Raw genomic sequence first — 23187 nt, 5'->3', positions numbered from 1 at the left:
CTCAGTCGTACGCACTCATGCCCAGGCCGTGCTGTTGCCGACTGGTTACGATCGCGTCCGTGTCCGTACTCCCCCTGGTCTTCACCAGCGGCTGGGCCAGCGGCATCAACGCCTACGCGGTGGTGCTGCTCCTCGGCGTCTTCGGTGCGACCGGTCTGAGCGACGACGTCCCCGAGTCCCTTCAGCGCCCTGAGGTCCTGATCACCGCCGGGGTTCTGTTCCTGTGCGAGGCGGTCGCCGACAAGATCCCGTACGTGGACTCGGCATGGGACGCGGCGCACACCGTGATCCGGCCGGCCGCCGGGGCCTGGGTGGGCGCGCTGCTCGCCGGGCAGAGCGGCTCGCTCTCCGATGTGGCGGCGGGCGCGATCGGCGGGTCGACCGCGCTGGCGAGCCATGCCGTCAAGGCCGGGACCCGCATGGCGATCAACGCCTCGCCCGAGCCGTTCAGCAACGTGATCATGAGCGTGGCCGAGGATCTCGGGGTCGGCGGGATCGTCACGTTCGCGATGTTCCATCCGGAGGCGGCCGCCGTCATCGCCGGAGTGCTGCTGCTCCTCGGGCTGCTGACGCTGTTCTTCCTCGTCTCGCGGATCAGACGGTTCCTAAGGCGCAGGGCCCAGCGACGGGAGGAGAGACGGCTGGCGCGGCGGCTGGGACCGCCCGGCTGACCTCCCCGGACGGGATTGTCGGTGGCGGCCGATAAAGTCCCTGGCATGGCACGGATTGCGGTGATCGGCGCCGGGATGGGCGCGATGGCGGCTGCCGCCCGGCTGGCCGTCGCGGGCCACCGGGTGGCGGTGTACGAGCGCGCGGCGACGTACGGCGGAGCGGTGGGCCGCTTCGCACGCGACGGCTTCCGCTTCGACACGGGCCCGGGGCTGCTGCCGCTGCCCGCGGTCCACCGCGACCTGTTCGTCAAGACCGGCAAGGAGCCGCTGGAGGCGTGCGTCGAGCTGGTCCAGGTGGATCCGTCGTCGCGGCATGTCTTCGCGGACGGCACCGCGGCCTCGCTGCCGAACGCCTCACGCGCGGGAGTCGTCACCGCGCTCGACGAGGCCCTCGGAGCGGGCGCCGGCGGACGCTGGGGCGACTTCCTGGTCCGGGCCCGCGAGGCCTGGGACCGGACGCGCCGACCGCTCCTGGAAGAGCCCCTGTGGCCGAACTGGGAGGTGCTGGCCGAGCGCGACCCCTATCCGGCGGTGCCGCACAAGCGGCTGCTGCGCACCCGGCGGGCGGGCACCCTCGCGGACATCGGCGCCTGGGAGCTGCGCGACCCCAGGCTCGCCTCGCTCCTGGAGAGCCACGCGCTGGCCTACGGCCTGGACCCCCGGGTCACCCCGGCGAGCGCGGCGGTGCTGCCGTACATGGAGCACGCCTTCGGCACCTGGTACGTCCGCGGCGGGATACGGGAGTTGGCCCGCGCGGTCCACGAGCGCTGCCTGGCCCGGAAGGTCGAGTTCGTCTTCGGCGCGGAGGTCACCGGGATCGTCGAGAAGGACGGCCGGGCGGCAGGGCTGGAGCTGGCCGACGGGACGGTCGCGGAGGCGGACCATGTGGTGGCGGGCGTCGCACCCGGCGTCCTGGACCGCCTCACCGCCGGGAGGGCGGTGCGGGGTGACGGCGATGTCGGACCGCGGCGCGGGGTGCCGAGCCGGCTGACGGTGCTGCTGGCGCTGCGCGGCACACGCCCCGAGGGCACCGCGCACCGGACGGTCGTCCACACCACCGACCGGCAGGGCGAGTTGGACCGGCTCTTCGGCGAGCCCGCGGGACTCCCGGCGACGCCCACGCTGACCGTGCTGCGCCCCGACGACCCCGGGCTGGTTCCCGACGGTGGGCACGAGGCGGTCACCCTGACCCTCCCGGCGCCCTCGGGTCTGCGCGTGACCGAGTCCGACGTGGACCGGATCCTGGGGGTCGCCGAGCGCGCGATACCCGACCTGCGCGACCGCCTCCTCTGGCACGAGACCCGTACGCCGGACGACATCGCGCAGGCCACCGGTGCGCCCGGCGGCGCGATCCCGGCGCCGGCCCTCGCCGCGGCGGACGGCCGTCTGCTGCACCCGGCGAACACCACACGTATGCCCGGGCTGTTCACCGTGGGCGGCTGGTCCCACCCCGGCGGCGGCCTCCCCCACGCGGGCATGTCGGGCGCGCTGGTGGCCGGACTGATCGTGGAGGGACCGGACTTCCGGGGCTCACAGTGACCGGCTCCCCGTAAGGCGTCGGACCACGCGCGAGGGCCCGGCGGCAGTCACCGCCGGGCCCTCGGCACACGTGCTCCCGCCCGCTCTGAGCCGGGACCGGCTCAGAACCGGTACTGCTCGTCGTACCCGTGCGCGTTGCCGTCCCCGCCACCGTTCCCCTGGTACGGATACGGCTGCTCGGGCGGGAGTTCGCCGCCGTACGCGTCGTCGGTGGTGCGCTGCTGCGGCACCCAGACGCCACCCGGCGGAGTCTCGCCGCCATAGGTGCCGGTGGCGTAGGAATCCTGGCCGTACGCCTGCTGACCGTACTGCTGCTGGCCGCCGTACGAGGCGTCGTAGGAGCCGCCGCCGTAGGTCTGCGTGCCGATGTACGGGTCGGAGTAGGCGGCGTACTGCTGCTGGCCGTTGTCGTAGCCGTACTGCTGCTGGTCGTAGCCCGCGTAGCCGTCGTACGCGAAGTTCTGGTCCGGCGTCTGGGCCGCGGCCGCGTAGGACGGGTCCGTCGCGGCCGCGTACGCGGCGTCGCTGTAGACGCCGTACGAACCGGTGTCGTCGGGCAGGGGCTGGGGCTCGTACACGGCGGTGCTCTCGGCCGCGGCCTCGGCGGGCTGCGGGCGGGTGAACACATCGTCGTGGTCCGGGTCGTACGCCTCCTCCCGGCGGTACGTTCCGGCAGCCGTCGGCTGTAGGTCGGTGACCTCCAGCGTCGGCTCCTGACGCGCTGCCTCGCCCCGGCGGCGCTTGCTGCCGCCGCTCTCGCGCGGGCGGTTGCCGACGGCCCAGCCGGCCGCGAAGCCGCGGCGGAAGGAAAGCGTGACGTACGTCTGTCCGACCGCGAACGCGGCAGCGCCCAGGCCGATGACGATGACGGAGGGGATCAGCACACCGAGCACCACGCCGAGGAAGCCGCCGAAGGCGAGCAGCCGCCAGCGCAGCCGCGCCTTGTACTGCAGCAGCACCTCGCCCAGCAGCCACAGCGCGACGATGCCGAACGCGATGTAGAGGACCGTCCAGCCCATGTACGCCCCTATCCCTGTGGTCGCTACGCAGTGTGTCGTACGACGATGCGACCGGTCTAGGCCTGCTGTGGGTGGTGCAGTCCCAGATTTTCGTAGATCTCCAGCGTCGCGGTGGAGTTGTTCAGCGTAATGAAGTGAAGTCCGGGGACTCCCTCGGCCAGCAACCTCGCGCAGAACTCCGTGGCGAACTCGATGCCAATGGAGCGTACAGCCGCCGGATCGTCTTTGGCTGTGAGGATCCGCTCTTGCAGAACGGACGGGATCGCGGCGTTGCTGAGCTGTGGCAGCCGTTCCAGCATCTTCACACTCGTCACCGGCATGATCTCGGGGATCACCGGGGTCTCGCAGCCGGCCGCGGCGACGCGGTCACGCAGCCGCAGATACGACTCGGGGTGGAAGAACATCTGGGTGATCGCGTAGTCGGCGCCGGCCCGGCACTTGTCGACGAAGCGCTCGACGTCGGCTTCCCAGTCGGCGGAGCGCGGATGCATTTCGGGGAAGGCCGCGACTCCCACGCAGAAGTCGCCCGACTCCTTGATGAGACGCACCAGTTCGGCCGCGTACGTCAGCCCCCTCGGGTGCGGCACCCACTCGCCCATCGGGTCGCCGGGCGGGTCGCCGCGCACGGCGAGCATGTTGCGGATCCCGGCGTCCGCGTACTGGCCGATGATGTTGCGCAGCTCCGCGATGGAGTGGTTGACCGCGGTCAGGTGCGCGACCGGGGTGAGCGTCGTGTCGGCGACGATCTGCTCGGTCTCCTTGACCGTGCCCGCGCGGGTGGAACCGCCGGCCCCGTAGGTCACGGAGACGAAGTCGGGGGCGACCGCCTCGACCCTCCTGAGCGCGCTCCACAGGTTCCGCTCGCCCTTGGGGGTCTTCGGCGCCGAGAACTCGAACGAGTACGTGGTCTTGCCGGACGCGAGCATGTCACGCACAGTGCGTGCGCGATCAGTCCTGGTGGATGCGGTTCCGAGGGCCATACCCGCAGGTTAGCCAGGGCCCGGCGGTCCCCCAACCGGATGACGGGCATTTGCCCGAATTGTCGACTTGTTGTCCACCCCTCGGACACCTGAGGGGTGGCTGCGCGGATGACCGCGCCGACGACTAGGCGTGACGGAGCCGCTTCGCGAACTCCTCCGCCGCCGCCTTCGGGTCGTCCGCCTCGGTGATCGCGCGCACGACGACGACACGGCGGGCGCCCGCTTCGAGAACCTCGTCGAGATTGCCGAGGTCGATGCCGCCGATGGCGAACCAGGGGCGGTCGGTGCCCAGGGCGGCCGTGTGGCGGACCAGGTCGAGGCCCGGGGCGTGCCGGCCGGGCTTGGTGGGGGTGGGCCAGCAGGGACCCGTACAGAAGTAGTCCACGCCCTCCTGGACGGCGGCGGCCTCGGCCTCGGCCTCGGCATGCGTGGAGCGGCCGATGAGGACGTCGGCGCCGAGGATCGCCCGGGCCGCCGGGACGGGGAGGTCGCCCTGCCCCAGGTGGAGCACGTCGGAGTCGACGGCGTGCGCGACGTCCGCCCGGTCGTTGACCGCGAGGAGCTTGCCGTGGCGGCGACAGGCGTCCGCGAAGACCTGGAGGTGCTCCAGCTCCTCGGCCGCCTCCATGCCCTTGTCGCGCAGCTGCACGATGTCGACGCCGCCGGCCAGGGCCGCGTCGAGGAACTCGGCGAGGTCACCCTGGCGCCTGCGGGCGTCCGTGCACAGATAGACGCGGGCGTCGGCGAGCCGGTCGCGGGCGGTGTCGGGCATGGTGGAGTTCCCCCGTTGTCGGTGGCTCACGGGCCGTCGGCCGGTGGCCTACGGACCGCCTGTCGGTGGCGTACGGACCGTCGGTCGGTGAACGTACGGACCGTCTCTCGGCGGTGTACGGACCGCGGCGGGGCATGGCCGGCCACGGTCCGTACACCGGACGGCTCTGTTCAGGTCAGACGGCGAGCGCCTGGGCGCGGCGCTTCACCTCCGTCCCACGATTCTCGCTCAGAGCCTGCGCGGGGGTACCGGGCAGGCTCTCGTCGGGCGTGAAGAGCCACTCGATCATCTCTTCGTCGGAGAAGCCGTCGTCCCGCAGGAGCGTCAGGGTGCCGGTCAGGCCCTTGACGACCTTGTCCCCGTCGATGAAAGCGGCGGGGACGTGCAGCGCGCGGTTCTCACCACGGCGTACGGCGATCACCTGGCCCTCCTTGACCAGCTGCCGGACACGCGTCACCTCGACGCCGAACTGTTCGGCGATGTCGGGGAGGGTGAGCCAGGCGGGGACGAGAGCATCAATCTTTGCGTCAATCTCGGTCACGCAACCAAGACTGCCATCCCGGACTGACAGTCGGTACCCGAGTCTCGCCCAGGTGGGGGTGAAATGGACATACTGCCCCCATCGAGGTGCTCCGCCCCCCTCGCCCGCGGCGGAACCGGGGAGTGCCCGAGAGTGCCCGGGGAGTGCTACACGACCGCCGCCTTCAGCGGGCGCGACGCGTCCGCCAGCAGCTCCGGGTTCATGGGGGCGCCCGACTCGATCAGCTTCCGGCCCTGGGCCAGGTCCCTCGGACGGCCCACCGCCAGAAGGGCGACCAGGCGCCCCTCACGCAGCCAGCACACCGTCCAGGCGGCCCCCTCCGGGTCCCCGCGCCACACCGTCGCGTCGGCGGTCGCGTGGTGGCCCACGTACTGGACGAACCGGCCGAACTGCTCCGACCAGAAGTACGGGACCGGGTCGTACGCCGCCGGGGCCTCCCCGATGATGTTCGCGGCCACCGTCCGCGGGCCCTGCAAGGCGTTGTCCCAGTGATGGACGAGCAGGCGCGCCTCGTAGCGTCCCGACGGGAAGGAGGCGCAGTCGCCGACCGCGTACACATCCGGCAGGGAGGTGCGCAGGTGGTTGTCGGCGAGGACCTCCTGGTGGGCGCCGAGCGCGATCCCGGAGCCGACGAGCCAGGCCGTGGCGGGACGGGCGCCGATGCCGACGACGACGGCGCCCGCGGGCACCCGCGAGCCGTTGTCGAGCACCACCGCGCCCGGCTCGATGCGCTCCACGCGCGCGTGGGTGAGAAGCCGCGCCCCGCTGTCGCCGTACCAGGCCGTCATCGGCGCGGCCACCTCGGCGGGCAGCGCCCCCGCGAGCGGCCGGTCCGCGGCCTCGACGACCGTGACCGCGCAGCCTGCCTCGCGCGCGGCCGTGGCGAACTCGGCGCCGATCCAGCCGGCCCCGACGACCACGATGTCGTGCTGCTGGGCGAGGACGGGACGCAGCCGCTCGGCGTCGTCCAGGGTGCGCAGCAGATGCACGCCCGGGACGCCCTCGGCGCCCGGCAGCTGGATCGGTTCCGCACCGGTGGCGGCGACCAGGACGTCGTACGGGACGGGGCCCGAGTCCGTGTCGAGTTCGTGGTCCTCCGGGCGCAGGCCGAGCGCCTCGCGGCCGAGCTGGAGCTCGATGCCGAGCGCCTCGAAGTCGACGTCGAAGGCGGAGCCCTCGGCCTTGCCGAGCAGCACGGCCTTGGACAGCGGCGGCCGGTCGTACGGCTGATGGGGTTCCGCGCCGATCAGCGTCACTCCGCCCGTGAAGCCCTGCTCCCGCAGGGCGACCGCGGTCTGCACCCCGGCCATGCCCGCGCCCACGACGACGACACGCCGCGCTGCCGTACGGCCTCGTTCCTGCGTCTGCTCGCTCACCTGATCACCATAGACAACTGACAGTTTGTCAGTCAGGGGGCGTGCTCAGTGACCTGCTCCACAACACTCGTCCCGTTGCCCGGCTGCGACTCCCACTCCCAGGTCTCCTGAAGACGCACACGGCCGTCCGCCAGCTCGATCACCGTGGAGACGCAGTGCCCGGACGATGTGGTCCCGTCGTGCTTCAGCTGCACGTACCGGAAGTCCAGGCGGTCCCCTTCACGCCTGCCCACGAGGTGGCCGCGTACGACATCGCCGCCCGCGTACTCGGCCCAGATCTCGCCGTCCTTCTCGTGGTACGTGAACCGGGTACGGGTACCCACCTGACCCGGCGCCTGGTCCGTGACCGGGGCGAGGACGAGTCCGTCGAGCGAACGGGCCATGGCAGGAGGCTCCCTTACTGAGGCAAACGGCACGGGCTAGGCTGGCCAACGTAAAGCACTCGCGGGAGCCCGGACGCACCGGGCTGAGAGGGAGGCTGGGACGGCCTCCGACCGTACGAACCTGATCCGGGTCATGCCGGCGAAGGGAGGGGCTGGACGCCCATGTCGCCTACACATACCTCCGACGTCCTCGTCGTGGGGGGCGGAATCATCGGTCTGGTGACCGCCTGGCGCGCCGCGCAGCGCGGGTTCGCCACGGCTGTGGTGGACCCCGACCCCGGTGGCGGGGCCGCCCAGGTGGCCGCCGGGATGCTCGCTGCGGTCACCGAGCTGCACTACGGCGAGCAGACCCTGCTGGGGCTCAACCTTGCCTCCGCGCGCCGCTATCCGGACTTCGCCGCCGAGCTCACCGAGGCGACCGGGCACGATCTCGGCTACCGCCGGTGCGGCACGCTCGCCGTCGCGCTCGACGCCGACGACCGTGCCCAGCTGCGCGAACTGCATGCCCTGCAACGCCGGTCGGGGCTCGAGTCGGAGTGGCTGAACGGCCGCGAGTGCCGCCGTCTCGAGCCGATGCTCGCGCCCGGCGTACGCGGGGGGCTCAGAGTCGACGGCGATCACCAGATCGATCCGCGCCGGCTCGCCAAGGCGCTGGTGGTGGCCTGCGAGCGCGCCGGGGTGGTCTTCCACCGGGTGTGGGCCGAGCGCCTGTTCCTGGTGCGGGGCCGGGCCGCCGGGGTCGTGACCAGGGACGGCGCCGAGCTGGCCGCGGGCCAGATCGTGCTCGCCGGGGGCAGCCTCAGCGGGCAGCTCGCGGGCGTCCCCGACGACGTACTGCCGCCCGTCCGCCCGGTGAAGGGACAGGTGCTGCGGCTGACCGTGCCGAAGCGGTACGCACCGTTCCTGAGCCGTACCGTGCGCGCCGTCGTCCGCGGCAGCCAGATCTATCTGGTGCCGCGCGAGAGTGGCGAGCTGGTCGTCGGCGCGACCAGTGAGGAGCTGGGCTGGGACACCACGGTGACCGCGGGCGGGGTGTACGAGCTGCTGCGCGACGCGCACGAGCTGGTGCCGGGGATCACCGAACTGCCGCTCACCGAGACCCGCGCGGGACTGCGCCCCGGCTCGCCGGACAACGCGCCGCTGCTCGGCCCCACCGAGCTGGACGGGCTGCTGCTGGCCACCGGCCACTTCCGCAACGGCGTCCTGCTCACCCCCGTCACCGGAGACGCCATGGCGCATGTCCTGACCACCGGCGAGCTTCCCGACGAGGCCCGCCCCTTCACCCCCAGGCGTTTCAGCACCGCCGTACTCACGGAGCAGTCCGCATGAACATCTCGGTCAACGGCGAGCGCCGGCGGATCGCGCCGGGCACCGCGCTCGACACCCTCGTGAAGACACTCACCGCGGCTCCCTCCGGCGTGGCCGCCGCCCTCAACGAAACCGTCGTCCCGCGCGCGCAGTGGTCCTCCACGGCCCTCTCCGAGGGGGACCGCGTCGAAGTCCTCACCGCCGTGCAAGGAGGCTGAACCATGGCTGACGATCCCTTCGTCCTCGGCGATACGCCGTTCTCGTCCCGGCTGATCATGGGGACGGGCGGGGCGCCCAGCCTCGACATCCTGGAGCGGGCGCTCGTGGCGTCCGGCACGGAGTTGACGACGGTCGCGATGCGGCGCGTCGACGCGGGCGTCCACGGCTCCGTGCTGTCCGTGCTCGACCGGCTCGGCATCCGGGTGCTGCCCAACACGGCCGGCTGTTTCACCGCGGGCGAGGCCGTGCTGACCGCGCGCCTGGCCCGCGAGGCGCTCGGCACCGACCTGATCAAGCTGGAGGTCATCGCCGACGAGCGCACCCTGCTGCCCGATCCGATCGAGCTGCTCGACGCCGCCGAGACCCTGGTCGACGACGGCTTCACCGTGCTGCCGTACACCAACGACGACCCCGTCCTCGCGCGCAAGCTGGAGGACGTCGGCTGCGCGGCGGTCATGCCGCTCGGCTCGCCCATCGGCTCCGGGCTCGGCATCCGCAACCCGCACAACTTCCAGCTGATCGTGGAGCACGCGCGCGTGCCGGTGATCCTGGACGCGGGGGCGGGTACGGCGTCGGACGTGGCGCTGGCGATGGAGCTGGGCTGCGCGGGTGTGATGCTCGCCTCGGCCGTGACGCGGGCGCAGGAACCGGTGCTGATGGCCGAGGGCATGCGGCACGCGGTGGACGCGGGCCGGCTCGCGTACCGCGCGGGACGCATCCCACGCCGCCATTTCGCCGAGGCGTCGTCCCCGCCGGAGGGGCGCGCACACCTGGATCCCGAGCGCCCCGCGTTCTAGTCGCGCAACAGTCACAGCTCTGCTGCATTCCGTCCCCGGATCAAGCGGACCGGGTGGGTGTGACAGTGGCGGCTCGTAGACTCACCTGCGTGGATACGACCCTTCAGGACCCCCTCCTCGGGCAGGTGCTCGACGGCCGCTACCGCGTCGACGCTCGGATCGCGGTCGGTGGGATGGCCACGGTCTACCGGGCCGTGGACACCCGCCTGGACCGTGTGCTCGCCCTCAAGGTGATGCATCCGACACTGGCCGCCGACGGCTCGTTCGTCGAGCGTTTCATCCGCGAGGCCAAGTCGGTGGCGCGGCTCGCGCACCCCAATGTGGTGCAGGTCTTCGACCAGGGCGCGGACGGGTCGTACGTCTATCTCGCCATGGAGTACGTGGCCGGCTGCACCCTGCGCGATGTGCTGCGCGACCGGGGGGCGCTGCAGCCGCGGGCCGCGCTCGACATCCTGGAGCCGGTGCTCGCCGCGCTCGGCGCCGCGCACCGCGCCGGGTTCGTGCACCGCGACATGAAGCCGGAGAACGTCCTGATAGGGGACGACGGCCGGGTCAAGGTGGCCGACTTCGGGCTCGTACGGGCTGTGGACACCGTCACGAACACCACGGGCTCCGTGCTCGGCACCGTGTCGTATCTCGCGCCGGAGCAGATAGAGCACGGCACGGCGGACACCCGCGTCGACGTGTACGCGTGCGGTGTCGTCCTCTACGAGATGCTCACGGGCGGCAAGCCGCACGCCGGGGACTCCCCGGCCCAGATCCTCTACCAGCATCTGCACGAGGACGTGCCGCCGCCGTCGGCCGCCGTGCCGGGGCTCCCCGCGACGCTGGACGAGCTGGTCTCCTCGGCGGCCGCCCGCAACCCCGGGCTGCGCCCGCCCGACGCGGTGGCGCTGCTCGCCCAGGTCCTGGAGGCACGGGCGGCGCTCAGCACCGAGCAGCTCGACGCCGTACCGCCGCAGGCCATAGCCACGCAGCACGGCGGCGCCGAGGACCGTACGAGTGTGATTCCGCGTTCGCTGACGGTGCCGCGGCCGCTGCCCGTCAACGAGGACGAGCAGATCAACCGGACGAGCCGGTTCGAGTCCCCGCCCGTTTCTCCGCGGCGGCGCTCCGGGCGCCCCCGGCGCGGGCCGCTCGTGATCGTCGCGGCCGTGCTGCTGGTGCTCGGCCTGGGAGCGGGCGTCTGGTACATCAACTCCGGCCAGTTCACCAAGGTCCCGCCGGTGCTCGCGAAGACGCAGGTCGAGGCCACGGCGCAGCTGGAGAAGGCCGGGCTCGACGTCAAGCAGGTCAGACACGACTACAGCGACACGGTGAAGCGCGGCACGGTCATCAGGAGCGACCCGAAGCCGGGCGCCCGGATCCGGGACAACGACTCCGTGACGCTGACCATTTCCGACGGCCCGAGGACCGTGAAGGTGCCCGATCTCGCGGGCCTCCCGCTGAGCAAGGCCAGGGCGGAGCTCAAGGCGGACGGCCTGGCTCCGGGCATGGTCTCGCGCGCCGTCAGCGACGACGTCCCCAAGGGCTCCGTGATCAGCACGGACCCGGCCGCGGGCACCGAGCGGCGCGGGGGTTCGGCCATCGCGTTCACCGTCAGCAAGGGCAGTCCGGTGGAGGTGCCCGAGGTCACGGGCGAGTCCGTGGACGACGCCACCGCGGACCTGGAGGACGCCGGCCTCAAGGTGCGGATCTCCTCGCAGCGGGTCACGTCGGCGGAGTTCGAGAAGGGCCAGGTCGTGGAGCAGTCGCCGGGCGCGGACGACGACAAGGTCGCCGAGGGCGACACGGTGACGCTCACGATCTCCAAGGGACCGGAGATGGTCGAGGTCCCGGACGTCGTCGGCGACAGCGTCGCCGACGCCCAGCAGACGCTGGAGGACGCCGGCTTCGAGGTCGACAAGGACCGGGGTCTGCTCGGGTTCTTCGGGGACGAGGTCAAGGACCAGTCGGTGGAGGGCGGCGAGAAGGCGCCCAAGGGGTCGACGATCACGATCAAGATCCGCTAGCGCGGAGCCGGCAAGAGCCGCCGACCGGGCGCCCGGGACCGCGTGACACCCTGATGGGGTGAACAATCAGCAGTCCCGCGGCGCCCTCGGCACGTCCGGCGCCACCCCCGACCTGCCCGACGCCACCCCCGGTCTCTCCCGCAACCCCGTCGGCGGCCACGTCCCGGTGGCCGGTGGCCTCCACTCCGTCGGTCTGGCCTACGCCCGCGACCTCGCGGCCGAGGCCGTGCAGGTCTTCGTCGCCAACCCGCGCGGCTGGGCGACGCCCGCCGGCAATCCGCGGCAGGACGAGGAGTTCCGCGCGGCCTGTGCCGCCGAGTCGATCCCCGCGTACGTCCATGCCCCGTATCTGATCAACTTCGGCTCGCACACCGAGGCGACCGTGGAGAAGTCCGTGGAGTCGCTGCGGCACTCGCTGCGCAGGGGGCGCGAGATCGGCGCCCTGGGCGTGGTGGTGCACACCGGGAGCGCCACCGGCGGACGGGAGCGGTCCGTCGCCCTCGCCCAGGTGCGGGAGCATCTGCTGCCCCTGCTCGACGAGCTGACCCACGACGACGACCCGTATCTGCTCCTGGAGTCGACCGCGGGTCAGGGCGCCTCCCTGTGCTCCCGGACCTGGGACTTCGGGCCGTACTTCGAGGCGCTGGACGCCCACCCGAAGCTGGGCGTGTGCCTGGACACGTGTCACATCTTCGCGGCGGGCCATGACCTCACCGGGCCGAGCGGGATGCACCAGACGCTCGATCTGCTGGTCGACACGGTCGGCGAGGGGCGTCTCAAGCTGATCCACGCCAACGACTCCAAGGACGTCGTCGGCGCGCACAAGGACCGCCACGAGAACATCGGCTCCGGCCACATAGGCGAGGACCCGTTCCGCGCTCTGATGACCCACCCGGCCACCGAGGGCGTCCCTCTGATCATCGAGACGCCCGGCGGAAAGGAGGGCCACGCGGCGGACGTGGAGCAGCTCAAGAAGCTCCGCGACGGCTGACACCGCCGAGGAACACAGGCGCGGTCGAGGAACACAGGAGCCAGACGCATGGGAATACCCCTGGGGGGTATGACGTTGCCCATCGGTACAGGCACCACCACTCACTCGACGTCGGGGGCTTTCATGCGGCACGACGCACACGCCGGACACCACGGACACGCCGAGCCCGTCGGCCACGAGGCGCACCCGCCCGCCCACAGCCCCGGGAAGGTCGGCTGGGCCATGGCCGCCCAGGCCACGCTCCACTGCCTCACCGGCTGCGCCATCGGCGAGGTGCTCGGCATGGTGGTCGGCACCGCGCTCGGCTGGGGCAACGTGCCGACGACGATCCTGGCGATCGTGCTCGCCTTCTTCTTCGGCTACTCGCTCACGTTGCGCGGAGTGCTGAAGGCCGGTGTCGGCTTCCGGACCGCCTTGCGGGTCGCGCTCGCCGCGGACACCCTGTCCATCGCCGTGATGGAGCTGATCGACAACGGCGTGATCGCGCTCTGGCCGGCCGCGATGGACGCCCACCTCGACGACGTGCTGTTCTGGGGCTCACTGGCCCTCTCGCTGGTCGCCGCGTTCGTGATCACCGTGCCCGTCAACCGATGGATGATCGGCCGCGGCAAGGGCCACGCGGTGGTGCACCAGTACCACCACTGACCCGCCCGCAGGGGGCCGGGACCCGGGGTCAGAGCTCGGGGCCTTCCCCGGGCTCTTCCTGGTAGGAGTAGCGCTGCTCCCGCCACGGGTCACCCACGTTGTGGTAGCCGCGCTCCTCCCAGAAACCGCGCCGGTCGGCCGTCATGTACTCCACGCCCCGGACCCACTTGGGCCCCTTCCAGGCGTACAGATGCGGTACGACGAGACGAAGCGGGAAGCCGTGCTCCGCCGTCAGCAGCTCGCCGTCCTTGTGGGTGGCGAAGATCGTGCGGTCGGAGGCGAAGTCCGCCAGCCGCAGGTTGGAACTGAACCCGTATTCGGCCCAGACCATGACGTGGGTGACGGTCGGGGCGGGCGGGGCGATCTCCAGGATCGTACGAGCCGGTATGCCACCCCATTCGGCACCGAGCATGCTGAACTTGGTCACGCAGTGCAGATCGGACACGACCGAGGCATACGGCAGAGCCGTGAACTCCTCGTGGGTCCAGCAGTGCTTCTCGCCGTCGGCGGTGGCTCCGAAGACCCTGAATTCCCAGCGCTCGGGACGGAACTTGGGTACGGGCCCGTAGTGCGTGACCGGCCAGCCGCGCTGCAGTCGCTGGCCCGGCGGAAGCTCCGACTGTGCGGCTTCTCCAGATTCTCGCTCCACCGGCTGACCCATGACTCCATCCTGACAGACCTCGACCGGTACACATGACCAGCCCCGTTCCGATTCGGGCAACTCCTACTAAGCGTGTACTTACTGGACGCCTTACGGTGCCGGTGCAAGGATGCGGCGCAATCTGCCCAGTCACCCGCCTGGAAGGAGCCTCTGCGATGCAGGGCGACCCCGAGGTCATCGAATTCCTCAACGAGCAGCTGACCGCCGAGCTGACCGCGATCAACCAGTACTTCCTGCACGCGAAGATGCAGGAGAACTTCGGCTGGACGAAGCTCGCCCAGTACACGCGGCGCGAGTCGTTCGACGAGATGAAGCACGCGGAAGTGCTCACCGATCGCATCCTCTTCCTGGACGGCCTGCCGAACTACCAGCGACTGTTCCACGTCCGGGTCGGACAGACGGTCACCGAGATGTTCCAGGCGGACCGGCAGATCGAGGTCGAGGCGATCGACCGGCTCAGGCGCGGGGTCGAGGTGATGCGCGCCAAGGGGGACATCACGTCCGCGAACATCTTCGAGTCGATCCTCGAGGACGAGGAGCACCACATCGACTACCTGGACACCCAGCTGGAGCTGGTGGAAAAGCTCGGCGAAGCGCTCTACATCGCCCAGGTGATCGAGCAGCCGGAGAGCTAGGCGGCCCCGGCCGGACCGAGGCGCCGCAGGCAACCGGAGAGCTAGGCGGCCTCGTCCAGTACCTCGACCCGCTCGTCCGCCTTCTCGGCCCGGGCGAACAGCGGCTGCGCCCGGTCCGCCGGCTCGCGGCGCGGACACGCACCCCGTCCCAGGATCTCCTGGATACGACGCACACAGCCGCCGCAGTCCGTGCCCGCCTTGCAGGCCGAGGCTATCTGCCGGGGGGTGCAGGCACCGCCGTCCGCGTGCTTCTTCACCTGCGCTTCGGTCACTCCGAAACAGCTGCAGACGTACACGCGGTTCACCTCCCGGCGGGATCTCTGGGTCGTGCCGTCCCGACTTGATCGGTGAGGCTAACCTAACCTTACCTGCCCTGTGGGACGCGGAAAAGTGCGAGGGGGCGCGGATCGTATGTGATCCGCGCCCCACTCCACACGCCCGTGACAGGCGAATCCGCTGGTCGGCGGCTACTGATGGGCGGCTACTGGTCCCGGTACATCTCGGCGACCAGGAACGCCAGGTCGAGCGACTGGCTGCGGTTCAGCCGCGGGTCGCAGGCCGTCTCGTAGCGCTGGTGCAGATCGTCGACGAAGATCTCGTCGCCGCCGCCCACGCACTCGGTGACATCGTCACCGGTGAGCTCGACGTGGATGCCGCCCGGGTGGGTGCCCAGGCCCTTGTGGACCTCGAAGAAGCCCTTGACCTCGTCGAGCACGTCGTCGAAGCGGCGGGTCTTGTGACCCGAGGCCGCCTCGAAGGTGTTGCCGTGCATCGGGTCGGTCACCCAGGCCACGGTCGCACCGGAGGCGGTGACCTTCTCGACCAGCTCGGGCAGCTTGTCGCGGACCTTGTCCGCGCCCATGCGCACGATGAAGGTGAGCCGGCCCGGCTCGCGGTCCGGGTCGAGGCGCTCGATGTACTGGAGCGCGTCCTCGGCCGTCGTCGTCGGACCCAGCTTGATGCCGATCGGGTTGCGGATCTTCGAGGCGAACTCGATGTGCGCGCCGTCCAGCTGCCGGGTGCGCTCACCGATCCACACCATGTGGCCCGAGACGTCGTACAGCTTGCCCGTGCGCGAGTCCACGCGGGTCAGCGCCGACTCGTAGTCGAGGAGCAGCGCCTCGTGGGAGGCGTAGAACTCGACGGTCTTGAACTCCTCCGGGTCGGTGCCGCAGGCCCGCATGAAGTTCAGCGCGTTGTCGATCTCGCGCGCCAGCTGCTCGTAGCGCTGGCCGGACGGCGACGACTTCACGAAGTCCTGGTTCCAGGCGTGCACCTGGCGCAGGTCGGCGTAGCCGCCGGTGGTGAAGGCGCGCACCAGGTTGAGCGTCGAGGCGGAGGCGTTGTACATCCGCTTCAGGCGCTCGGGGTCCGGGATGCGGGCCTTCTCGTTGAAGTCGAAGCCGTTGACCGAGTCACCGCGGTACGTCGGCAGGGTCACGCCGTCGCGGGTCTCGGTCCCCTTGGAGCGGGGCTTCGAGTACTGGCCGGCGATGCGGCCGACCTTCACGACCGGCACCGAGGCGGCGTACGTGAGCACGGCGCCCATCTGGAGCAGGGTCTTGAGCTTGTTGCGGATGTGGTCGGCGGACACGCCGTCGAAGGCCTCGGCGCAGTCGCCGCCCTGGAGGAGGAACGCCTCTCCCTTGGCGACGGACGCCAACCGGGCGCGCAGCTGGTCGCACTCGCCCGCGAAGACGAGCGGCGGATACGACTCGAGGTCCGCGATCACATCGCGCAGAGCCTCGGCATCGGGGTACTCGGGCTGCTGCGCCGCGGGCAGGTCTCGCCAGGTGTTGCCAGCGCTCGCGCTGGACTTAGCGTTCACGGTCACCCCCCCAACATTACGGGGTCGTGTCGGGCACCCCTTCACCTGCTCATCAATTGAGACGGACCGCGCTCGATCGACGACCGTTTCCCGGTCCCGGAGCCCACGTCGAGCTTGTTGCGGTCGATGCTGATCTTCACGCCGCCGTGGGTCTCGGTGCGGTTGCCCGCGTACTGGTGGATGCGCTGGTGATCGGCCCACAGATCGGCGGGGAGGACCGGGTCGGTGGTGGTCGCCTCGTCGTTCCAGTGGGCGAAGTGGATCACGTCGGGCAGCGTCCTGTCGTCGGCGTGCTTCACCAGGTCGGTGATGAGCGACGAGACACTGCCGTACGCGCCGGAGCGGTAGCCCAGCTCGTGCAGGCGCGTGGTCCAGGATTCGAGGTAGGTGAGCACCCGGGTGGTCACGGCGGTCCCGCCCGCGTAGTGCTCCAGGTCGTTGTAGATCACCGACCCGGGGCCGAACCCGACAGCGGCCGCCTGCCGCACCGCGTCGTCCGCGGCGTCCTTGCCCTGCGGCTCCGGGTCGGTGATCGAGGCGCAGCCGCCCAGGCAGCTGCCGCCGTCGGCCGAGGGCTGCCGGCCGACGTACAGCGGGAAGAACCGCCAGCCGTTCGCGTACTGGGTCTGCACCCATTTGGCGGTGAGCTTCGGCTGGGCGCAGGCACGGTTGACGCCGCCGACGTAGACGCCGATGGCGCCGTACCCGGACGTGCCCTTCCAGGCGTCCATGGAGGCCTGGCTCGGGGCGGTGCAGGCGTCGAAGCCCTTGCCCTTGAAGGTTGTGGCGTCGTCGGGGACGGCCGGCGCGGCCGGCACCTCGGCGCCCGACTCGGCCCGTGCGGAGGCGACGGGCAGGCCGGCACCCCGGAGGATCTCCTGGATCTGCTCACGGTCCTGTCCGTACGCGGCGGTCACCGCGATCTGGTCCGCGACGGCCCGGTAGGTGCCCGCCGTGCGGTTCTCGGTCACCTCGGCCGTGGCCGCCTCGGCCGGCTGCACCAGCAGTGCCTCGGTGCGCCCCTTCGCCCGCGCCGGGCAGTCCTGCCGGTCGCCCGGGGTGCCGAGATAGACGGCGTGCTGGTCGAAGCGGACGCAGGCCCCCGGGTCCTTGTCGAGGTCGATGACGTCCCAGCCGGCGGGGACGGCGAACTCGTAGCCCCGGTAGGTCACGCGGATGGTGTCGTCGGAAGACCGCGGGGCGGCCTGGGCGGCGCCCAGCGTGCCCGCGCCGAGCGCCGTGGCGGCGACCAGCGCCGTGAGCGGCCGTGCGGCGCGCCGTCGTCGTGGAGTCCAGGTCGTGTACACGTCGGTCCGAACCTCCGATAGCCCGATGATGTGCCCTCCTTCCACCCGGGAGGCCGGCGCGAAACCGCCTGTGTAGGCCGTGTGGGGGTGCCGCTCGGAGCTGTCCGCGACGGATGCCGGACCGGACGACCGGATCGGACGGCCGCACCGGACGACCGGCGGGCGGCCGAATCGGGTAAGGTGCCTGGCATGTTCGCGCACTCGATCCAGAACTGGTGGTGGACCGCTCATCCGGCGGCCCACTGACTGCGCGTACGCAAGACTTCGCGAAGGCCGCCCGAGGGGCGGCCTTTCGTGTTTCCGGACCCGGGCCGTTCCTCTCCACAAGGTTCCGAATGATCACGAATGATCACGAGGGAAGAGGAACGATGGATCTGACCCGACTCCTGCACGAGGACCGCCCGTTCGCCCTGCTGCGCCGCCGCACGCCGGGGCGCTCCACCGAGGACAGCGCGACGGTGGAGGTGCTGCTCGGCCCCGTCGCCACCTACGAGCGTCTCGCCGACCTCCCCGACGAGGGCCTCGCGCTCATTCCCTTCCGCCAGATCCGCGAGCGCGGCTTCGACGTCCGCGACGACGGCACCCCGCTGCTGGTGCTGACGCCCGAGGAGAGCCACGAAATCCCGCTGGAGCAGGCGCTGTCCCAGTTGCCCACGCATGACGTGCGGGTCGAGGACGGCGGCTTCGACGTCGCCGACGACGAGTACGCGGAGATCGTCGGGCGGGTGCTGCGCGAGGAGATCGGACGCGGCGAGGGCGCGAACTTCGTGATCCGGCGTACGTACGAGGGCGAGATCCCGGGATTCGGAAGGGCCGACGTGCTCGCGCTGTTCCGGCGGCTGCTGGTCGGCGAGCAGGGCGCGTACTGGACCTTCGTCGTGCACACCGGAACGGGGAAGGGGCCCGCAGGGTCTTCCCCGGAAGGGCGGGAGACGGGTGGGCGCACGCTGGTCGGGGCGAGCCCCGAGGTGCATGTGCGGATGTCCGGCGGGACGGTCGTGATGAACCCGATCAGCGGGACGTACCGCTATCCCGCCGAGGGGCCGACGCCCGAGGACCTCCTGGACTTCCTCGCGGACGGCAAGGAGATCGAGGAGCTCTCGATGGTCGTCGACGAGGAGCTCAAGATGATGTGCACGGTCGGCGACATGGGCGGGGTGGTCGTCGGGCCCCGGCTGAAGGAGATGGCCCATCTGGCGCACACCGAGTACGAGTTGCGGGGCCGTTCGTCGCTGGATGTGCGGGACGTCCTGCGCGAGACCATGTTCGCGGCCACCGTCACCGGGTCGCCGGTACAGAACGCCTGCCGGGTCATCGAGCGGTACGAGCCCCTCGGGCGGGACGGTGTCGGGCGCGGGTACTACGCGGGCGCGCTGGCGCTGATCGGCCGGGACGCGGGCGGGGCGCAGACCCTCGACTCCCCCATCCTCATCCGGACCGCCGACATCGACGCGGACGGCCGGCTGCGGGTGCCGGTGGGCGCCACGCTCGTACGGGGGTCGGATCCGGCGGGCGAGGTCGCCGAGACGCACGCGAAGGCGGCCGGGGTGCTGGCGGCCCTCGGGGTCCGTCCGGCCCGGCCGCGGCAGGAGGGCGTACGGCCGAGGCTGGCCGACGATCCGCGGGTGCGGGCGGCGCTCGACGGACGGCGGGCCTCGCTCGCGCCGTTCTGGCTGCGGATGCAGGAGCGGACGGACGCGCTCACCGGGCACGCGCTCGTCGTGGACGCCGAGGACACCTTCACGGCGATGCTGGCGCATGTGCTGCGCTCGAGCGGGCTGGAGGTGACCGTGCGGCGCTACGACGAGCCGGGGCTGCGAAAGGCGGTGCTCGCGCACGAGGGGCCGCTGGTTCTGGGGCCAGGACCCGGCGATCCGAACGACCCGGCCGACCCCAAGATGCGGTTCCTGCGCGCGCTCACCGCCGAGGTGCTCCGCGGTCACCGCCACGGGGTGCTCGGCGTCTGCCTCGGCCATGAGCTGATCGCGGCCGAGCTGGGCCTGGAGATCGTGCGCAAGGAGGTCCCGTATCAGGGTGCGCAGACCGGGATCGACCTGTTCGGGCGTACCGAGACCGTCGGCTTCTACAACAGCTTCGTGGCGCACTGCGACGACGAGACGGCGCTGGAGCTGGCGGCCCATGACGTGGAGGTCAGCCGCAGCGGCACGGGGGAGGTGCACGCGATGCGCGGACCCGGCTTCGCGGGCATCCAGTTCCACCCGGAGTCGGTGCTGTCGGTCAACGGCACCGCGGTCGTACGGGACCTGCTGGATCAGCTCCGCGGTGCCGACACGTTCTTCGAGCGGCGGCCCGCGGTGTAGTCGGGCGTGGTCGGGCAAGGGCTTCTCGCCGGACCGCACGGTGGTGACCGCCGGACAAAGGAGGGTCACCACCGTGACACCGGCCGGCCTCGGTCAGCCGAAGAAGACCCCGACCTCCTCGTACAGCTTCGGATCGACCGTCTTCAGCTTCGCCGTGGCCTCCGCGATCGGGACACGGACGATGTCCGTGCCGCGCAGGGCGACCATCTTGCCGAAGTCGCCGTCGCGGACGGCCTCGATGGCGTGCAGGCCGAAGCGGGTGGCGAGCCAGCGGTCGAACGCGCTCGGCGTGCCGCCGCGCTGCACATGCCCGAGGACCGTGGTGCGGGCCTCCTTGCCGGTGCGCTTCTCGATCTCCTTGGCCAGCCACTCGCCGACCCCGGAGAGGCGCACGTGGCCGAAGGAGTCGAGGGACTCGTCCTTGAGGACCATCTGGCCGTCCTTGGGCATCGCGCCCTCGGCGACGACCACGATCGGCGCGTACGAGGCCTTGAACCGCGAGGTCACATAGGCGCACACCTGGTCGACGTCGAAGCGCTGCTCGGGGATGAGGATGACGTTGGCGCCGCCGGCCAGGCCCGAGTGGATGGCGATCCAGCCCGCGTGCCGGCCCATCACCTCGCAGACGAGGACGCGCATGTGGGACTCGGCGGTGGTGTGGAGGCGGTCGATGGCCTCGGTCGCGATGCCGACGGCCGTGTCGAAGCCGAACGTGTAGTCGGTGGCCGACAGGTCGTTGTCGATGGTCTTCGGGACGCCGACGACGGGCACGCCGTACTCGTCGGTGAGGCGTGCGGCGACGCCGAGCGTGTCCTCGCCGCCGATCGCGATGAGCGCGTCGACCTCCTGCTTGGCGAGGTTCTCCTTGATCCGGCGGATGCCGTCGTCGAGCTTGAGGGGGTTGGTGCGCGAGGAGCCGAGGATCGTGCCGCCGCGGGGCAGGATGCCGCGCACCGCGGGGATGTCGAGCCGTACGGCGTCGCCTTCGAGTGGTCCCCGCCAGCCGTCCCGGAAGCCGACGAAGTCGTAGCCGTACTCCTGCACGCCCTTACGGACGACGCCCCGGATGACGGCGTTGAGCCCGGGGCAGTCGCCGCCTCCGGTCAGTACTCCGACCCGCATGGAAATATCCCTTCGCCGCGGTTGCCTGGTGAAGGTCACGCTAATAGTGATCCAGGTCACTTCGGCATGGTGCGGAAGGTCAATTCCGGTGAATTGTCGGGTAGTTGATCAGCGGATATCACCCGAAGGTGAGTATCGGGCGGTTTACGCCTCGTCCAGGCCCCGCTCTATCGCGTACCGCACGAGCTCCACCCTGTTGTGCAGCTGGAGCTTGCCCAGGGTGTTCTGCACATGGTTCTGGACGGTGCGGTGCGAGATGACCAGGCGTTCGGCGATCTGCTTGTAGCTCAGGCCCTTGGCGACCAGCCGCAGCACCTCGGTCTCGCGGTCGGTGAGCTGCGGGGCCCTGGGCTCGCCGGCGCCGGTGGCCGGGGCGGGCTCGGAGGCCAGGCGGCGGTACTCGCCGAGGACCAGGCCCGCGAGTCCGGGCGTGAAGACGGGGTCGCCGACGGCCGTGCGGCGCACGGCGTCGGTCAGCTCCTCCGTGGACGCCGACTTGAGCAGATATCCCGTGGCGCCGGACTTCACCGCCTCCAGGACGTCGGCGTGCTCACCGCTGGCGGACAGGACGAGGACGCGCAGCGCCGGGTTGGCGCCGACCAGCTCCTTGCAGACCTGGACGCCCGGCTTGGCGGGCAGGTTCAGGTCCAGGACGAGGACGTCGGGCGCGGCGGCCCTCGCCCGGCGCACCGCCTGCTCGCCGTCGCCCGCCGTGGCGACCACGTCGAAGCCGGACTCGGCCAGGTCGCGGGCGACCGCGTCGCGCCACATCGGGTGGTCGTCGACCACCATGACCTTGATCGGGCCCTGCTGCTCGCTCATCCTCGCTCCGCCTTCCCCCGTGCAGCCTTCGGGTGCCCCGGGTCCTTCGGTACCTTCAGTTCGACCTCGGTGCCCTGGCCCGGGACCGAGATCAGCTCGGCCGTGCCGCCGATGTCGCGCAGCCTGCCACGGATCGACTGGGCCACGCCGAGCCGCCCCTCACCCTCGGCCTGGGCGAGCCGCCCCGCCGGGATGCCCGGGCCGTCGTCGCGCACCGTCACGATCACCGCGTCCGGCTCGTCCTCGACCAGGATCCAGGCGCGGGCGCTGTCCCCCGCGTGCTTGCGGACGTTGTCCAGGGCGGCGCCGACCGCCGCTGCCAGCTCCTTCGCGGCGGCGTGGGCCAGCCGCACCGGGGCGCCGGGCTCCGAGAAGGTGACCTTCGCGGTGGCGTACGGCACGAGGAGCGCGCGCAGATCGAGCGGGCCCTCCTCGTCGGGCTCCTCCACCGCGCGGACGACCGCGCCCTGGGACTCGTCCTCCGACACCCGCGACGCCGGCAGTAAACCGCCGGCGACCAGGGTGCGCAGGGCCACCTCCTGCTCGCCGGCCATCCGGCCCAGCTCCGCGGCCTCGCCGCCGAGCACGGCACCGCGGCGCTGCACCATCGCGAGGACCTGAAGAACACTGTCGTGGATGTCTCGGGCGAGCCGCTCCCGCTCGCGGGTCGCGGCCTCGATCTCCAGGGCGCGCGCGAGGGTGCGCTCGGAGGCGCGGGCGACTTCGACGACGTAGCCGATCGCGATGGAGGCGACCCACACGAGGATCACGTTGTGCACGGTGTCCCGGGCGGGGGCCTGGCGCTCGAAGACGTTGGCGACGGCGACCGCCGTCGAGGCGAAGGCCGCCCAGCGCCAGCCGCCCTTGACCGCGAACGCCAGGACGGACCCCGCGGTCCATATCGACGGCAGCGTCGGCCCGCCCGCGACGATCCGCTCGTGCGCGTCGGCGAGCGGCGTGAGGAGGATGCCGACGAGCGCGATGGTGAGGTCGGCGGCCAGGAACCGCTTGGTGCAGCTCGCCGCGTTCGCGACCTTGGGGAGGGTCGCCAGGGTCCAGCCGCACAGCACGGCGTAGTAGGCGACGGCGACCCACGGACGGTCGAACGTGCCGTACGCGGTCGCGAAGAGCCCGACGGCGTACAACATCGTGAGCACGCGGTATCCGGTCAGCGCACGCCACAGCGGCTGCTCGACCGACATACTCATGACTCTGACCCGCTTGGCCATGTCCCCCAC

23 protein-coding genes and 1 riboswitch are annotated in these 23187 nt (G+C 71.4%); of the genes, 10 read left to right on the top strand and 13 right to left on the bottom strand.

The genetic code is table 11. The features are described from left to right. Positions 1-59 precede the first annotated feature (59 nt). Together GTY58_RS31770 and GTY58_RS31765 are read left to right on the top strand one after the other, a co-directional pair. Positions 60-671 carry a DUF4126 domain-containing protein gene (locus tag GTY58_RS31770; protein ID WP_037646756.1) on the top strand — a complete coding sequence of 204 codons (612 nt, stop codon included), beginning with the start codon at positions 60-62 and terminating at the stop codon, positions 669-671. A 45-nt stretch (positions 672-716) separates the two neighbouring features. Next, complete coding sequence (locus GTY58_RS31765; RefSeq protein ID WP_010987503.1) at positions 717-2210, top strand: FAD-dependent oxidoreductase; 1494 nt, start codon at positions 717-719, stop codon at positions 2208-2210. A gap of 101 nt (positions 2211-2311) precedes the next feature. On the opposite strand, the gene GTY58_RS31760 is transcribed toward GTY58_RS31765, so the two are convergent. The 6 genes from GTY58_RS31760 to GTY58_RS31735 all read right to left on the bottom strand — a co-directional run bounded on the left by GTY58_RS31760 (position 2312) and on the right by GTY58_RS31735 (position 7281). Further along, the gene (locus tag GTY58_RS31760) at positions 2312-3229 is read right to left on the bottom strand and encodes a hypothetical protein (RefSeq protein WP_010987502.1); all 918 of its coding nucleotides are present in this window, start codon (positions 3227-3229) and stop codon (positions 2312-2314) included. A 56-nt stretch (positions 3230-3285) separates the two neighbouring features. Further along, positions 3286-4209: a methylenetetrahydrofolate reductase [NAD(P)H] gene (gene metF, locus GTY58_RS31755; protein WP_010987501.1), complete on the bottom strand. Its 924-nt coding sequence runs from the start codon at positions 4207-4209 to the stop codon at positions 3286-3288. Between the two features lie 124 nt (positions 4210-4333). Further along, a complete protein-coding gene (gene thiE, locus GTY58_RS31750; protein ID WP_037646754.1) occupies positions 4334-4981 on the bottom strand; it encodes a thiamine phosphate synthase in 648 nt (215 codons plus the stop codon). 175 nt (positions 4982-5156) lie between these two features. Next, entirely contained in the window at positions 5157-5522 is a 366-nt protein-coding gene (locus GTY58_RS31745) for an Rv2175c family DNA-binding protein (protein WP_010987499.1), read from the bottom strand. A gap of 146 nt (positions 5523-5668) precedes the next feature. After that, the gene (locus tag GTY58_RS31740) at positions 5669-6898 is read right to left on the bottom strand and encodes an FAD-dependent oxidoreductase (protein WP_010987498.1); all 1230 of its coding nucleotides are present in this window, start codon (positions 6896-6898) and stop codon (positions 5669-5671) included. 32 nt (positions 6899-6930) lie between these two features. Further along, a complete protein-coding gene (locus tag GTY58_RS31735) occupies positions 6931-7281 on the bottom strand; it encodes a hypothetical protein (protein ID WP_037646751.1) in 351 nt (116 codons plus the stop codon). Positions 7282-7332: 51 nt separating this feature from the next. Continuing rightward, positions 7333-7446: riboswitch (TPP riboswitch) on the top strand. Between GTY58_RS31735 and thiO the strand changes: the two genes are divergently transcribed. The 6 genes from thiO to GTY58_RS31705 all read left to right on the top strand — a co-directional run bounded on the left by thiO (position 7444) and on the right by GTY58_RS31705 (position 13253). Next, positions 7444-8610 carry a glycine oxidase ThiO gene (thiO, locus tag GTY58_RS31730; protein WP_010987496.1) on the top strand — a complete coding sequence of 389 codons (1167 nt, stop codon included), beginning with the start codon at positions 7444-7446 and terminating at the stop codon, positions 8608-8610. Its footprint overlaps the riboswitch before it by 3 nt. After that, complete coding sequence (thiS, locus tag GTY58_RS31725; RefSeq protein WP_010987495.1) at positions 8607-8807, top strand: sulfur carrier protein ThiS; 201 nt, start codon at positions 8607-8609, stop codon at positions 8805-8807. Before thiO ends, thiS begins: the two co-directional genes overlap by 4 nt. Before the next feature lie 3 nt (positions 8808-8810). After that, the gene (locus GTY58_RS31720; protein ID WP_010987494.1) at positions 8811-9605 is read left to right on the top strand and encodes a thiazole synthase; all 795 of its coding nucleotides are present in this window, start codon (positions 8811-8813) and stop codon (positions 9603-9605) included. Positions 9606-9694: 89 nt separating this feature from the next. After that, positions 9695-11617 carry a Stk1 family PASTA domain-containing Ser/Thr kinase gene (pknB, locus tag GTY58_RS31715; protein WP_037646748.1) on the top strand — a complete coding sequence of 641 codons (1923 nt, stop codon included), beginning with the start codon at positions 9695-9697 and terminating at the stop codon, positions 11615-11617. A 112-nt stretch (positions 11618-11729) separates the two neighbouring features. Then, positions 11730-12608 carry a deoxyribonuclease IV gene (locus tag GTY58_RS31710; RefSeq protein ID WP_193427517.1) on the top strand — a complete coding sequence of 293 codons (879 nt, stop codon included), beginning with the start codon at positions 11730-11732 and terminating at the stop codon, positions 12606-12608. Between the two features lie 222 nt (positions 12609-12830). Then, on the top strand, positions 12831-13253 hold the full coding sequence (locus GTY58_RS31705) for a DUF4396 domain-containing protein (RefSeq protein ID WP_237529639.1): 423 nt from the start codon (positions 12831-12833) through the stop codon (positions 13251-13253). Positions 13254-13281: 28 nt separating this feature from the next. Here GTY58_RS31705 and GTY58_RS31700 read toward each other — a convergent pair whose 3' ends face one another. Next, the gene (locus GTY58_RS31700; RefSeq protein WP_010987490.1) at positions 13282-13914 is read right to left on the bottom strand and encodes a sulfite oxidase-like oxidoreductase; all 633 of its coding nucleotides are present in this window, start codon (positions 13912-13914) and stop codon (positions 13282-13284) included. Between the two features lie 155 nt (positions 13915-14069). On the opposite strand from GTY58_RS31700, the gene bfr reads away from it, so the two are divergent. After that, positions 14070-14549, top strand: coding sequence for a bacterioferritin (bfr, locus tag GTY58_RS31695; protein WP_010987489.1), 480 nt, complete (start codon positions 14070-14072; stop codon positions 14547-14549). A 41-nt stretch (positions 14550-14590) separates the two neighbouring features. On the opposite strand, the gene GTY58_RS31690 is transcribed toward bfr, so the two are convergent. The 3 genes from GTY58_RS31690 to GTY58_RS31680 form a co-directional block, all read right to left on the bottom strand. Further along, positions 14591-14854 carry a (2Fe-2S)-binding protein gene (locus tag GTY58_RS31690; protein WP_010987488.1) on the bottom strand — a complete coding sequence of 88 codons (264 nt, stop codon included), beginning with the start codon at positions 14852-14854 and terminating at the stop codon, positions 14591-14593. A gap of 176 nt (positions 14855-15030) precedes the next feature. Then, complete coding sequence (locus tag GTY58_RS31685) at positions 15031-16383, bottom strand: 3-deoxy-7-phosphoheptulonate synthase class II (RefSeq protein ID WP_010987487.1); 1353 nt, start codon at positions 16381-16383, stop codon at positions 15031-15033. A 35-nt stretch (positions 16384-16418) separates the two neighbouring features. Beyond that, complete coding sequence (locus GTY58_RS31680; protein ID WP_010987486.1) at positions 16419-17684, bottom strand: glycoside hydrolase domain-containing protein; 1266 nt, start codon at positions 17682-17684, stop codon at positions 16419-16421. 368 nt (positions 17685-18052) lie between these two features. Between GTY58_RS31680 and GTY58_RS31670 the strand changes: the two genes are divergently transcribed. Further along, complete coding sequence (locus GTY58_RS31670) at positions 18053-20005, top strand: anthranilate synthase family protein (RefSeq protein ID WP_042493787.1); 1953 nt, start codon at positions 18053-18055, stop codon at positions 20003-20005. A 93-nt stretch (positions 20006-20098) separates the two neighbouring features. On the opposite strand, the gene GTY58_RS31665 is transcribed toward GTY58_RS31670, so the two are convergent. From GTY58_RS31665 to GTY58_RS31655, 3 genes are all read right to left on the bottom strand, one after another. Beyond that, complete coding sequence (locus tag GTY58_RS31665) at positions 20099-21127, bottom strand: 6-phosphofructokinase (RefSeq protein ID WP_010987484.1); 1029 nt, start codon at positions 21125-21127, stop codon at positions 20099-20101. A gap of 144 nt (positions 21128-21271) precedes the next feature. After that, on the bottom strand, positions 21272-21949 hold the full coding sequence (locus GTY58_RS31660) for a response regulator transcription factor (protein WP_037646742.1): 678 nt from the start codon (positions 21947-21949) through the stop codon (positions 21272-21274). Then, on the bottom strand, positions 21946-23178 hold the full coding sequence (locus GTY58_RS31655; protein ID WP_010987482.1) for a DUF5931 domain-containing protein: 1233 nt from the start codon (positions 23176-23178) through the stop codon (positions 21946-21948). The genes GTY58_RS31660 and GTY58_RS31655 overlap by 4 nt, the downstream gene beginning before the upstream one ends. Positions 23179-23187: the final 9 nt, after the last annotated feature.

The organism is Streptomyces sp. SID5469, from assembly GCF_009862865.1.
GTDB classification, from domain to species: Bacteria; Actinomycetota; Actinomycetes; order Streptomycetales; family Streptomycetaceae; genus Streptomyces; species Streptomyces avermitilis.
The sequence above is the reverse complement of the archived record's forward strand: the minus strand, read 5'-3'. Positions and strand labels throughout refer to the sequence as shown.